The organism is Paenibacillus sp. LRG-1, from assembly GCF_057220305.1.
The window spans coordinates 5,029,571-5,042,861 of sequence record NZ_CM170126.1 but is presented as its reverse complement, the minus strand read 5'-3'; the positions used below and the strand labels follow the sequence as shown (position 1 = coordinate 5,042,861).

General features: G+C 45.5%; 11 protein-coding genes. 10 read left to right on the top strand and 1 reads right to left on the bottom strand.

Going from position 1 to position 13,291, the window contains the following annotated elements; all coding sequences use genetic code 11:
- Positions 1–5: 5 nt before the first annotated feature.
- The gene (locus ACUUJN_RS22445; protein WP_023990335.1) at positions 6–482 is read right to left on the bottom strand and encodes a GyrI-like domain-containing protein; all 477 of its coding nucleotides are present in this window, start codon (positions 480–482) and stop codon (positions 6–8) included.
- A gap of 241 nt (positions 483–723) precedes the next feature.
- Between ACUUJN_RS22445 and ACUUJN_RS22440 the strand changes: the two genes are divergently transcribed.
- The 10 genes from ACUUJN_RS22440 (at position 724) to cyoD (ending at position 13,091) form a co-directional block, all read left to right on the top strand.
- Positions 724–1,737, top strand: a complete 1,014-nt coding sequence (locus ACUUJN_RS22440) for an ABC transporter permease (protein ID WP_023990334.1) — start codon at positions 724–726, stop codon at positions 1,735–1,737.
- A 15-nt stretch (positions 1,738–1,752) separates the two neighbouring features.
- On the top strand, positions 1,753–2,655 hold the full coding sequence (locus tag ACUUJN_RS22435) for a carbohydrate ABC transporter permease (RefSeq protein ID WP_023990333.1): 903 nt from the start codon (positions 1,753–1,755) through the stop codon (positions 2,653–2,655).
- A gap of 74 nt (positions 2,656–2,729) precedes the next feature.
- Complete coding sequence (locus ACUUJN_RS22430) at positions 2,730–4,424, top strand: ABC transporter substrate-binding protein (RefSeq protein ID WP_023990332.1); 1,695 nt, start codon at positions 2,730–2,732, stop codon at positions 4,422–4,424.
- Between the two features lie 106 nt (positions 4,425–4,530).
- Entirely contained in the window at positions 4,531–7,011 is a 2,481-nt protein-coding gene (locus tag ACUUJN_RS22425) for a glycoside hydrolase family 95 protein (RefSeq protein WP_484668941.1), read from the top strand.
- Positions 7,008–8,354, top strand: coding sequence for a GH1 family beta-glucosidase (locus ACUUJN_RS22420; protein ID WP_025721514.1), 1,347 nt, complete (start codon positions 7,008–7,010; stop codon positions 8,352–8,354). Before ACUUJN_RS22425 ends, ACUUJN_RS22420 begins: the two co-directional genes overlap by 4 nt.
- Positions 8,355–8,569: 215 nt before the next feature.
- Positions 8,570–8,818, top strand: a complete 249-nt coding sequence (locus tag ACUUJN_RS22415) for a hypothetical protein (protein ID WP_013311984.1) — start codon at positions 8,570–8,572, stop codon at positions 8,816–8,818.
- 343 nt (positions 8,819–9,161) lie between these two features.
- Complete coding sequence (gene cyoA / locus ACUUJN_RS22410) at positions 9,162–10,145, top strand: ubiquinol oxidase subunit II (protein ID WP_023990329.1); 984 nt, start codon at positions 9,162–9,164, stop codon at positions 10,143–10,145.
- Positions 10,146–10,170: 25 nt separating this feature from the next.
- Positions 10,171–12,147 (top strand): cbb3-type cytochrome c oxidase subunit I, encoded by a 1,977-nt coding sequence (locus ACUUJN_RS22405; RefSeq protein ID WP_023990328.1) that lies wholly within the window; start codon positions 10,171–10,173, stop codon positions 12,145–12,147.
- A complete protein-coding gene (gene cyoC, locus ACUUJN_RS22400; protein WP_023990327.1) occupies positions 12,147–12,755 on the top strand; it encodes a cytochrome o ubiquinol oxidase subunit III in 609 nt (202 codons plus the stop codon). The genes ACUUJN_RS22405 and cyoC overlap by 1 nt, the downstream gene beginning before the upstream one ends.
- Entirely contained in the window at positions 12,756–13,091 is a 336-nt protein-coding gene (gene cyoD, locus ACUUJN_RS22395; protein WP_023990326.1) for a cytochrome o ubiquinol oxidase subunit IV, read from the top strand. It begins immediately after the preceding gene.
- The last annotated feature ends 200 nt before the right edge of the window (positions 13,092–13,291 follow it).

The window sequence follows — 13,291 nt, the reverse complement described above, 5'->3', positions numbered from 1 at the left end:
CTCGTTCATTTCAATGCTATAAATAATTCAATCTCATTGTCTGAACTTTCTGGATTATATTTCTCACCCCAAATTTCAAAATCGTAATCCTTCGGTTCATTTCCGGTATCTTTAATCCATTGGCCATATATGTAGTCATACGAATGATCAAGCTCCGATTCAAGCCCCTTATGTGTGAAAGTTACATACTTACTTTCATTTACAGTATGACTTATCATATTTAATGGAACCTCACCTAGTTTACTTATTTCATAACAGATTATATTTGTAAACTTATCTACCTGAGGATTAAAATCAGGCTTCATGGGATAAATTTGCATTAAAATTACATTCTCATTTTTCCTGTCCCGAATTTCATCTTTTCTTTCAATTAATGAATGATAGATGCTCTTGCCAAGACCAGACTCAAATTCATTAATATTGGCTTCGATTCTGTAACCTGCAACATGAAAAAGAGGTAATGTTATTACGTTAGTTTCCATAAAGTCTCCTCCATCCAATAAGTTTGTCAAGTTTGATTATAATGTAAACCCCAATACAATTTTAGTCATCTTTCACTATAGGATCGATTTTGTTTGGAATCCGCAAAAAAGTTATGCTTGGAAGGCATAGAGACCCCTCATATATCTAATTTTGAACTGATTTTTCTCCTAATTCGTCGGGTACCCGCTTCCAAGCCAGCAAAGTATGATAATAGTATCTAGAGATGAGGAGGAGCTTGTTATGGAATCTTCAACTGAAACCGCTTCCAACAATGGTGCTGTGATTCCTGAATCCAACCGGGGAAGACCGCGCAAGGCTCGCGGACCGAAGCCTGAACGTGGTAGAAAAGGCTTGTGGGACAGTGTGAAGCAGCAAAAGTATCTTTATTTTATGTCCATTCCTTTCGTCATATGGGTGTTTGTTTTCAGCTATCTGCCGCTCTGGGGCTGGACGATGGCGTTTCAAAATTATAAGCCAGCTAAATCCTTTACGGACCAGAAATGGGTAGGGTTGAATAACTTTATTGAGTTATTTCAGGACGAACGATTTTATCTAGTATTACGTAATACACTGGCGATGAGCCTGATGGGGATTATATTTGGTTTTGTCGTACCGATCTTTTTTGCAATTCTGTTAAACGAGTTGCGGGGAATGCTGTTCAAACGGTTTGTGCAGACGATATCCTACCTCCCGCATTTTGTATCCTGGGTAGTTGTGGCTGGATTGGTCACGAAAATGCTGTCCATTGACGGAGGCATTGTCAACGATATATTGGTAGCGCTTCATATTGTGGATGAGCCGATTCAGTTCATGGCAAAGGGGAGCTGGTTCTGGTACATTGTAACCGCTTCCGACATATGGAAAGAGACAGGTTGGAATACGATTATTTATTTAGCTGCAATCACCGGAATTGATCAAGAACAGTATGAAGCATCGCGCGTGGATGGAGCGAGCCGCTGGAGACAGATGTGGCATATTACACTGCCGGGTATCCGCTCGACGATTGCCGTTCTGTTCATTATGGCGATTGGGCATCTGGTGAGCAATGGTTTTGAAAAGCAGTTCTTGCTTGGCAATAGTCTCGTGACGGATTATTCCGAGGTGTTGGATCTGTACGCGCTCAATTACGGGATTAATTTGGGTCGCTTCTCTTATGGGACGGCAATTGGTATTTTCAACTCACTGGTTAGCATTTTGCTGTTGTTTACGGCGAACGGTATATTCAAAAAACTGACCAAAGAAAGCATCATGTAGGGAGGGAGAAGCGAAATGACGAATAAGGCATTTAATGCTACCCGGTCTGAGAAGCTGTTTGACCTGTTCAATTATATCCTCATGGCTCTGATCGTGGTGTTGACGCTGTACCCGTTTCTGAACGTACTTGCGATTTCCCTGAACAATTCAACGGACACGGTTCGCGGTGGAATTTATATATGGCCCCGCCAATTTACGCTCGAAAATTACAAAACGATTTTCCAGTACGATGGCCTTCTTCAGGGACTGCAAATATCTATTCTTCGTACTTTGGTCGGAACAGTACTCGGATTGATTTGCGCGTCTATGCTTGCTTTTACATTGAGTCGGGTCGAGTTTCGCGCTCGTAAGTTTATTTCTACGTTTTTGGCGTTGACGATGTATTTTTCTGGCGGGATGGTGCCCGTGTTTATTTTGATGCGTGATCTGCATCTGCTGGGTTCGTTTTGGGTGTACATTTTTCCAGGCTTAATTAGCGCATTTAACGTGTTTGTCATTCGTTCCTTTATGGACGGTTTGCCATATGCGTTGCAGGAGTCTGCCAAACTCGATGGGGCGAATGATTTTACGATTTACTGGAGAATTATTTTGCCGCTGTGCAAACCAGTATTGGCAACGATTGCTCTTTTTCTGGCAGTAGGTCAGTGGAATGCTTGGTTTGATACGTATTTGTATAATGGTGGGGCGCCGCAATGGACGACGCTACAGTATGAGCTGATGAAGATACTGCAAAGTACGCAGCAAGGCGGCTCCAGTATGACGAATAGTAACGATATGGCTAAGCAAATGGCTCAAATTTCACCAGAGTCGATTAAAATGGCAATCACGATTACGGTTACGCTCCCCATCCTGATGGTATATCCGTTCCTGCAAAAATATTTTGTAGGCGGGATGACACTGGGGGCAGTGAAATCATAAAAGACAGGATTCCGGTAGTAAAATAGCAGTTATTTGCAGGAGAAGTCATCATAGGAATATAGGAGGATTTATACATGAAAAAACACTGGTCCAGATTTGCACTGATTCCCTTGCTCGCGGTGTCCCTTACCGCACTCGCAGGTTGTGGAGGAAGCGATAAAGCAGCGAAGGAAGGCACATCCAGCGGCACAGACCCGATTACGTTTAGCTTCTTCGGAGCAGATACAAGCCCACAATGGAACGGAATGAAGGATGAAATAGGCAAGGAAATCACCAAAAAAACAGGTGTAACCTTGAATGCGGAATTTGATGTCAGCGGTGGAGGTGGAGATGACCGAATTGCTTTGATGGCAGCAAGTGGAGAATACCCGGACTTGGTTTCTCCTAAAGCGAATATTAACAAGCTTGTGGATGCGGGGGCCATGATTGATCTGACAGATCTGATCAACGATCATGCACCCAATCTCAAAAAGCTATATGGACCCTATATGGATCGTTTGAAATACAGTAATAAAGATCAATCCATTTATGTCCTTCCTACGTATGCAGGTGTGGGACAGGAGAGTTTTGACGCGACGGGGGGATTTGAAATTCAGCATAAGGTGCTCAAGGAGCTAGGATATCCAAAGGTAAGAACGCTACAGGATTATGAAAACGTACTCAAAACTTATGCAGCCAAGCATCCGACGATCAATGGCAAAAAAACGATCCCACTTACGCTGGATGCAGACGACTGGAGAATTATGATTACCGTAACGAATCCTGCCTTCCAGACGACTGGAGCGCCGGATGATGGTGAATATTTTATTGATCCCAAAACATTTGAAGCGAAGCTTCATTACAAACGTCCGGAAGAAAAGGAATATTTCCGTTGGTTGAACCACATGTACAATGAAGGACTGCTCGATAAAGATTCGTTTGTGCAAAAAAGTGATCAATACAAATCCAAAATTGCCAGCGGTCGTGTTCTTGGTCTGATCGACCAGGAATGGGGTTATCAGGATGCCGAAAATGCGTTAAAAGCGTCAGGTAAATCCGAATCCAGCTACGCGCATTTTCCAGTTACACTTTCGGAGGAATACAAGGATCGTTCCTTTCAGGATACGGGCTTCACGTCCGGTTATGGAGTAGGTATTACAGAGAATTGCAAGGACCCGGTGCGGGCTATTAAATTCCTTGATTATTTAGCTTCCGATGAAGGACAGGTGCTAGTGAACTGGGGGATCGAAGGCAAGCATTATGAAATTAAAGACGGCAAACGCGTCATTCCTGCTGATGTACTGGAACAAAAAACGAACAATACAACCAACTTCAATAAATCTACGGGTATAGATTTGTACACGCTCATCAGCGGACACTATGGTGACGGCGTGAAGGACCCTACAGGTAACTACTATACTGCCAAATTCCCGGAACAAATTATCGCGGCTTATTCGAAGCCGGAGAAAGAATCACTTAAAGCGTATGGCGTAAAAACGTGGAAAGATCTGTTCCCGGACAAGAAAGAATTTGATGTAAAGCCTTGGGGCGCAGCCTATAACCTGACAACAGACAATGAATCCAGCTATAACGTTACATTCAAAAAAACGACAGACATTATCCGCAAACGTATACCGGAAGCTATTTTAGCACCGGCTTCCAATTTTGATACGGTATACGACAACATGATTAAAGAACTGGATGCCGCCGGAGCTGTCCAAATGGAACAGCAATACACGCAACTGGTGAAGGACAGAGTGGAGTTATGGAGTGGCAAGGCTTCTAAATAGCTGACTGCTTTTAACGAAATTTTGAATGCCGGAATGACAGAGCGCTTGTCCTTGTGGTCCATACGGGATTAGCGCTCTGTTTCATCTTGATGGGGGAGGGTTTGATGTGACGAAAAGCGAAAGACGACAGTCCCTGCGTTTATGGTATCGCCAGCCTGCTGAGGTATGGGAGGAAGCATTGCCAGTCGGTAACGGAAGGCTGGGAGCTATGGTATTTGGCGGAATCAGAGAGGAGCATTTGCAATTAAACGAGGATACGCTCTGGTCCGGATTTCCCAGAGACGGCGTTCAGTATGATGCATTGCGATATTTGCAGCCTGTCAGAAAGCTGATTGCAGATGGAAAATACAAGGAAGCGGAACAACTGATTAATGCGAATATGCTAGGTCGCGATACGGAAGCCTATCAGCCTTTGGGAGATTTGTGGATTACGCAGGAGGGCCTAGGGGAAATTGCACATTATGAACGGGAACTGGATTTGCTGACCGGAACGGCAGCGGTCACTTTTCAGAGTGCTGGAGTCTGCTATACCCGTGAAGTTATCGCCAGTGCGCCAGATGGAGTCATGATGGTGTCACTGACTGCGAATAAGCTTGGGAAGATCCATGCATCCGTGCGCATCACTTCCCTCCATCCTTGTGAAGACGAGGTTGGAGAGGATATACATTTTGGTGATTCATCCAAATGGGATAGCGATAAGGAGGACGCTCCATCCGAGGAGCCGTCCGGGGACTTTATTACGTTGACTGGACGAGCGCCCAGTCATGTGGAATCTAATTATCACGGCGATCATCCACAGTCTGTTGTTTATGAAAATGATTTGGGGATGGCTTTTGCAGTTCAGGCGAGGGTTATTCCCGAGGGAGGAACCTTGACGAAGGGTGCTGATGGAGCACTGATCATCTCAGGCGCGGATAAAATCACGGTGTATTTGGCAGCAGCTACCGGATTTCGGGGATTTCACACTATGCCGAATAGTGATGCAACGGAGTCAGCAGAAGCATGTCAAGTCATTTTAGACGGAGCAATTTCGCTGGGAAGTGAGCAGGTGCGGCAACGCCATGAACAGGATCACCGAAAGCTGTTTGACCGCGTTGTATTAGAACTGAGAGGTGATACTTTAACCGACGACTCCGTTCTACCGACCGATCTGCGATTAGAACGTTATCAGAAAGGTCAGGACGACCCGGGGCTGGAGGTGCTGTTATTTCAGTATGGCCGCTATTTGCTCATGGGCAGCTCGCGTCCGGGGAGTCAGCCTGCCAATCTTCAGGGCATCTGGAATGACCGGGTGCAGCCGCCGTGGAACAGTAATTATACAACCAATATCAATGCTCAGATGAACTATTGGCCCGCTGAGGTATGCAATCTTGCCGAGTGCCATGAACCATTGCTGCACATGATTGGAGAAGTTGCCCGCACGGGACGGAGGGTAGCCTCCATCCATTATGGTGCTCAAGGGTGGGCAGCTCATCACAATGTAGATGTGTGGAGATACGCTGGACCTTCAGGGGGCCATGCCAGTTGGGCGTTTTGGCCGCTTGGGGGTGTATGGCTGACCGCCCATCTATGGGAGCGCTATCTGTTTACCCTGGATACAGCCTATTTGGCAGAACAAGCTTATCCACTCATGAAGGGGGCGGCAGCCTTTTGCATGGACTGGCTCGTGGAAGGCCCGGAGGGTTGGCTTGTGACATCCCCATCCACATCACCTGAAAATAAATTCAAAACGCCGGACGGCGAGGAATGCAGTATATCTATTGGCTCCACCATGGATATGACGCTGATTCGGGAGCTGTTGGGTAACTGCATTCAAGCTGCGGACCTGCTGGAATTAGACGATGAGTTTCGCAACCGCTGCGAGGAGATACGGGACAGGTTAATGCCCTATCAAATTGGCCGTCACGGTCAGTTACAGGAATGGTTTGTCGATTTTGAGGAAGCGGAGCCTGGGCATCGGCATGTCTCGCATCTATATGGGTTGTACCCCGGTCGACAAATTCACATCCGTGATACCCCGGAGCTGGCTGAGGCGGCCCGCATATCGCTGCGTCGACGGCTTGATCACGGTGGTGGGCACACCGGATGGAGCTGTGCCTGGTTGATTAACCTGTACGCTCGGCTGGAAGATGGCGATGCCGCACATCGGTATGTTCGCACGTTGCTGTCGCGATCGACCTATCCTAATTTATTCGACGCTCACCCGCCTTTTCAGATCGACGGTAATTTTGGTGCGACGGCGGGGATCGCAGAAATGCTGCTACAAAGCCGTCCGGGAGAACTGACGTTACTGCCTGCCCTACCAACGGCCTGGTCGAAGGGACGGGTCAGTGGATTGAAGGGACATGGCGGGATGACGGTCGGCATGGAATGGTCCGGTTCCCGGCTTGTCTGCGCTGAACTGGTCACATCCATCTCAGCAGGAAGCTGCACGATTCGCAGTGCGCATCCGTTTAGCGCTAATGCCCGTCAGGCTCTGCCTGATCCTGAGCATGGAGGATTCATTTTGTCATGGATTTTTACCAAAGAGCATGAAATAACGAACGGACATACGATTATAATTAAAGGAGAGGAAGAGACATTATGACCATTTTTCAATTTCCGCAGGACTTTATGTGGGGGACCGCGACGGCAGCCTATCAAATCGAGGGAGCTTATGAGGAGGATGGGAGAGGTTTGTCGATCTGGGATACCTTTGCCCATACGCCTGGCAAAGTATTCAACGGTGATAACGGCAATGTAGCTTGTGACAGCTATCATCGCTACGAGGAAGATATCCGCCTAATGAAGGAGCTGGGCATTCGTACATACCGTTTTTCAGTGTCCTGGCCGCGTATATTTCCCAATGGTGACGGTGAAGTCAATCAAGAAGGATTGGACTATTATCATCGCGTAGTCGATTTGTTGAACGAAAATGGGATTGAACCGTTTTGTACACTGTACCATTGGGATCTGCCTCAAGCGCTTCAGGATGCTGGAGGCTGGGAGAATCGTCGCACGATTCAAGCATTTGTCCAGTTTGCAGAAACGATGTTCCGCGAATTTCACGGTAAAATACACCATTGGCTAACATTCAATGAACCGTGGTGCATCGCCTTTTTATCCAATATGCTGGGTGTTCATGCCCCGGGTCTGACCAATCTTCAGACAGCCATTGATGTAGGACATCATTTGCTAGTTGCGCATGGTCTTTCTGTGCGCCGCTTCCGCGAGCTGGGCACCAGTGGCCAGATCGGTATCGCTCCCAATGTCTCCTGGGCTGTTCCTTACAGCACATCTGAGGAAGATAAAGCCGCTTGTGCGCGCACCATTTCCCTGCACAGTGACTGGTTTCTTCAACCTATTTATCAAGGCTCGTATCCTCAGTTTTTGGTAGACTGGTTTGCGGAGCAGGGAGCCACCGTGCCTATTCAGGATGGGGATATGGATATTATCGGCGAGCCTATTGATATGATCGGTATCAATTACTATGCTATGTCAGTTAATCGTTTTAATCCTGAAGCCGGGTTTCTTCAATCTGAAGAAATCAATATGGGGCTACCTGTAACGGATATCGGTTGGCCAGTGGAGTCGCGTGGGCTGTACGAGGTACTGCATTATTTGCAAAAATACGGTAACCTCGATATTTATATCACAGAGAATGGGGCTTGCATCAACGATGATGTCGTGAATGGCAAGGTTCAGGATGACCGTCGTATTTCGTATATGCAGCAGCATTTGGTGCAGGTACACCGGGCTATTCATGACGGCCTTCATGTCAAAGGATATATGGCATGGTCACTTATGGACAATTTTGAGTGGGCAGAGGGATATAATATGAGATTTGGCATGATTCATGTCGATTTCCGCACACAGGTCCGCACCCCGAAGGAAAGTTACTATTGGTATCGAAATGTAGTAAGTAATAACTGGTTGGAGACCAGACGTTAAACGAAGAGATGTTTTGAAAATAAAGCAGATTTACGCCTGTCTCTGCTCCCTTTTGTTTGAATAGGAGGCCCTCTGGGGTAATAATAACCAAGATGAATGCAGGTTGTTTCAAGTATGTAGAGACAGCAGGAATAAAAAAATAAGAAGTGTGCATACTGAAAAAAATACCTGACGAGGGCGTTTTAAACCATTTTAAACCAGAGGGAGTGGAGGGTATGGCTTCGAATGTTAGGAAATCAGGATCAAATGATAACCAAATGAGCCGCACGGTATCTGTTATCGCTTGGATCGCCTGTATTGCAGGAATTATCCTTATTTTGCTTGATATAGGTAATTTAACTGATCGAAATATATATTTAATGACAGGTATTGGCTGCGTTGTTGCCGGGATTTTTATTTTTCTAGTTGGGAAATCATTTGTCATTGCACGCAAGAAGGAAGACCAGGAAAACGGCCGCAGTTAATACAATTTAAAAATGATTTAAAGCAATATATACCGAAAACAACAATGTGGGGCTTCGAGCAGTGTAGGATGATAACTGTAAGGAGTCCCCTTTTTTCTTTAATATAACTTCTTTAAGATACACAAATAACGTTTTTATTATGTCATCTTTGTATTAATAAGAAATTTTGAATTTGCAAGAGAAATTTTATTTTTAGAGATGTTTTTCACAAAAAACGGACAAATAATCGACAATTCTGTTAACAATAAAAAAAGTGGCCGCTTTTCTGCTATCTTATATAAGGGCAACATTACAGGAGTTCGTAAGTTTTGAGTAATTTATTATTTAAGGAGAGGGGAACAACATGAACAAAAAACCAAAAGCGATTATTGCGTTGGTTTTGACCGTGCTCACGGTAGCATTGCTCATTTGGACGTGTTTTTATGCTGGCGGAAAATACGTTGTTTTCGATCCAAAAGGACCTATTGGGCAAGCACAAAAAGAGCTGATCATTCTTTCAACGTCTATGGCTGCACTGCTGATTGTACCGGTCATGATTTTGACTTTTTTCATCATTTGGCGATATCGCGACGCACCGGATAACAAAGCCAAGTACCAACCTCATTGGGATGACAGCAAAAAGCTGGAGACCGTATGGTGGGCTATTCCAATCATCGTTATCTGCATTCTTGCGGTTATAACTGCGAGATATACCTACTTGCTGGAGCCTTCCAAGCCGTTGGCAAGTACACAAAAGCCAGTAACCATTCAAGTGACTTCACTGGACTGGAAATGGCTCTTTATGTACCCTGAAGAAGGTATTGCTACAGTCAATGAAATTCACATTCCTAAAGGTGTTCCAGTCCGTTTTGAACTGACTGCCGACGCCCCGATGAACTCGTTCTGGATTCCGCAATTGGGCGGTCAGATCTACACCATGTCAGGCATGGCAATGAAACTGCATTTGCAGGCCGACCACGAAGGAACATACTTTGGTTCGGGTGCAAACTTTAGCGGTGAGCATTTTGGACAAATGCGTTTTGATGTAGAGGTTCAGTCGGATGAAGAGTACAAAAACTGGGTCGCTAACATCAAGAAGCAGTCTAAGCCGCTGACGAAAGACGGCTATTTGGCGCTTGCAAAACCAGGTTTGTCCCAACCTGATGAGTATTCTTCAATTCCAGATGGCTTGTTCCAAGACATTGTAAGCAAGTATGTAGTGGATGGTGCTTCTAACCCGCATGCTGGACATGGCGGACACACATCCACAGAAGGTTCTTCCAAGTCCGATACAGAAGATGAAGCTGCAATGGACATGAGTCATATGAATATGAGCGGACACCATTAAATGATTACAGGGAAGGAGGCCCCCAATGCTTGACAAAATAAAAGAGTTTGCATCCACTTTCTTCGTTACTGGAGACCCGATGATCTATGGAGCGGACGTTTCCATCGCACTAGCAACGATCGGGATCGTGTTTGTGCTCACTTATTTCAAAAAATGGGGCTGGCTTTGGAAAAACTGGTTGACTACCGTCGACCATAAAAAAGTCGGTATTATGTATATTCTTGCGGCCATCTTGATGTTATTCCGCGGAGGCGTGGATGCATTATTGATGCGTGTTCAACTTGCTACACCGGATGTTACACTACTGCATCCTGAGCATTACAACCAGATTTTCACAACACATGGCACGATCATGATCTTGTTTATGGCGATGCCGTTGATGTTTGGTTTGTTTAACATTGCCGTACCACTTCAAATTGGTGCGCGCGACGTTGCGTTCCCTTTCCTGAACGCATTGAGCTTCTGGCTTTTCTTTATGGGAGCGATGTTGTTCAACCTGTCCTTCGTTATCGGCGGTTCGCCAGATGCAGGTTGGTTGAGTTATCCACCGCTTTCAGAAATGCAATTTAGTCCCGGCGTTGGTCAGAACTTCTATATCTGGGGTATTCAGATTTCGGGTATAGGTTCATTGGCTACAGGGATCAACTTTATTGTTACTATCATTAAAATGCGTGCACCTGGTATGACTTGGATGAAGATTCCTGTCTTTACGTGGTCCGTATTTTCATCATGTGTTATTATCATTTTCGCGTTTCCAATTCTGACGGTTACTTTAGCCTTGCTATTCCTTGACCGCTTTGGAGGAGGACACTTCTTTACGCTTGATTTCGGCGGTAATCCGATGATGTATATCAACTTGATCTGGATGTGGGGTCACCCTGAGGTATACATTGTAGTTTTGCCGGCTTTCGGTATTTATTCCGAGGTCATCAGTGTATTCTCCAAAAAGAAATTGTTTGGATACAAGTCCATGGTTTACGCCATGTTCATTATTGCGATCTTGTCCTTCTTCACCTGGGCGCATCACTTCTTCACGATGGGATCAGGCGCAGATGTTAATGCATTCTTTGCGATTTCGACGATGGTTATCGCAATACCAACAGGGGTTAAAGTATTTAACTGGTTGTTCACGATGTATCGGGGTAAGATTACATTCAAGACCCCTATGATGTGGTCAATTGCTTTTATTCCTAACTTCTTGATTGCTGGTTTGACGGGCGTCATGTTGTCTGTAGCGCCTGCTGACTTCCAGTTCCATAACAGTTACTTCCTGATCGCTCACTTTCACTCCGCTCTGATTGGTGGTGTAGTGTTCGGTTACTTGGCAGGTCTGTACTATTGGTGGCCTAAAATGTTCGGTTTCACATTACCTGAAACGCCTGGTAAATGGGCTTTCTGGTTCTGGAACATCGGTTTCTATGTATGTTTTATTCCACAATATTCTCTGGGTCTGATGGGTATGACGCGTCGTCTGAGCACTTATGGCTGGGATACCGGCTGGCAGCCGCTTAACCTCGTTTCGACCGTTGGGGCATTCTTGATGGGGATTGGTTTCTTGTTCCAGGTTCTTCAAATTCTTCTGGGCATCAAGAATTACCGCAAGCTGAAGGATACAACAGGCGACCCTTGGGGTGGCCATACGTTGGAATGGTCGATTCCTTCACCTGCACCGGAGTACAATTTTGCTACCATTCCACAAGTAGAAGAACGGGATGACTGGTGGGCAGAAAAAGATAAACGTGCAAAAGGTATTTTCAGAAAGCAGCCGCCAATTGAAGCGATTCATATGCCGAAGAACTCGGCGATTCCATTCATTATGTCGGTATTCTTTTTCATTGCAGGTTTCGGGTTCGTATTCGGATGGTCGTTCTTCTATATTCCAGGGTTGATCGGTGTGGCAATTTGTATGATTTGCCGTTCGTTCTTCTCCTATGATGGCGACTACTATATCCCTGCGGATGAAGTAAAACGCACGGAAGCGGCAATAAGGGGGTCTGTATAATGGCACAAGCAGCAGCACACCAAAGCCATGATCATGACCACGGGCATCACGATCCGCAAGAATTGAAGATGCTTGGTTTTTGGATCTTCCTCGTAACGGACGTAATCCTGTTCAGTACCTTGTTCGCAACCTTCGTCGTCCTTCGGAACAACACAGCCGGAGGACCGGGTGGCGCAGAGCTGTTTAACATGACGGGCGTTATTATTGAAACGTTCCTCTTGCTCACGAGCAGCTTCACAAGTGGTCTGGCTGTGTTGGCCATGAACAAAGGAAGCATGAAGGGATTAATTAACTGGTTAATCGTGACGGCGATCCTGGGTCTTGGTTTTATCGGTTTTGAGGTTTACGAGTTTGTTGAGTTGGTACACGAAGGAGCCAATTTTGGAACCAGCGCGTTCTTGTCGGCATTCTTCACTTTAGTCGGAACGCATGGACTTCACGTTTCGTTAGGTCTGGTTTGGATGATTGGACTCATGTTCCAGTTGAAGAAACGCGGGCTTACACCAGAGACGAAGGGCAAAGTTTCGGCATTGAGCTTGTACTGGCACTTTTTGGACGCTGTCTGGATCTTCTTGCTGACAGTCGTCTATTTGATGGGGGTGATGTAGATGGCACAGCATCAAACAGGAGCGGGTTCGCATGGTCATGATGATTCTCACGGTTCAGTGAAATCCTATGTTATCGGGTTTATTCTGTCCATCGTACTGACCATCATTCCTCTCGGTGTGGTTATGAATCATATGTTGAGCCGCACTTCGACCATGGTTGTTATTTTAGCCGCGGCAGTGCTGCAATTTCTGGTTCAGCTTTTCTTCTTCATGCACATTCGTGAAAGCAATGGACCACGCTGGAATGTCATGACTTTGATTTTCGGGGTAGTTATCCTGTTGACCATTGTTGGTGGTTCTGTATGGATTATGGAATACAACATGGTAGCACACTAATAAGTCAGGATTTTTGCAAAATCACTCAAGTACAAACGAATTAGGAAAGAAGAAGCGGACTTAGAGCCGCTTCTTCTTTTTTTGTGTAGCTTATTAAAATTAAAACTGTGGCTTCTTGAACTCAAGTTTACATATGTGTAAAATGGAATTGTATAACAGTAGAGTGAAAACGATAATACTAGTGGAGAGCGGAGGAAAAA

Coding starts and splice junctions, on each gene's coding strand:
- ACUUJN_RS22445 (WP_023990335.1), bottom strand. CDS start 482: ATGGAAACTAACGTAATAACATTACCTCTTTTTCATGTTGCAGGTTAC.
- ACUUJN_RS22440 (WP_023990334.1), top strand. CDS start 724: ATGGAATCTTCAACTGAAACCGCTTCCAACAATGGTGCTGTGATTCCT.
- ACUUJN_RS22435 (WP_023990333.1), top strand. CDS start 1,753: ATGACGAATAAGGCATTTAATGCTACCCGGTCTGAGAAGCTGTTTGAC.
- ACUUJN_RS22430 (WP_023990332.1), top strand. CDS start 2,730: ATGAAAAAACACTGGTCCAGATTTGCACTGATTCCCTTGCTCGCGGTG.
- ACUUJN_RS22420 (WP_025721514.1), top strand. CDS start 7,008: ATGACCATTTTTCAATTTCCGCAGGACTTTATGTGGGGGACCGCGACG.
- ACUUJN_RS22415 (WP_013311984.1), top strand. CDS start 8,570: ATGGCTTCGAATGTTAGGAAATCAGGATCAAATGATAACCAAATGAGC.
- cyoA (WP_023990329.1), top strand. CDS start 9,162: ATGAACAAAAAACCAAAAGCGATTATTGCGTTGGTTTTGACCGTGCTC.
- ACUUJN_RS22405 (WP_023990328.1), top strand. CDS start 10,171: ATGCTTGACAAAATAAAAGAGTTTGCATCCACTTTCTTCGTTACTGGA.
- cyoC (WP_023990327.1), top strand. CDS start 12,147: ATGGCACAAGCAGCAGCACACCAAAGCCATGATCATGACCACGGGCAT.
- cyoD (WP_023990326.1), top strand. CDS start 12,756: ATGGCACAGCATCAAACAGGAGCGGGTTCGCATGGTCATGATGATTCT.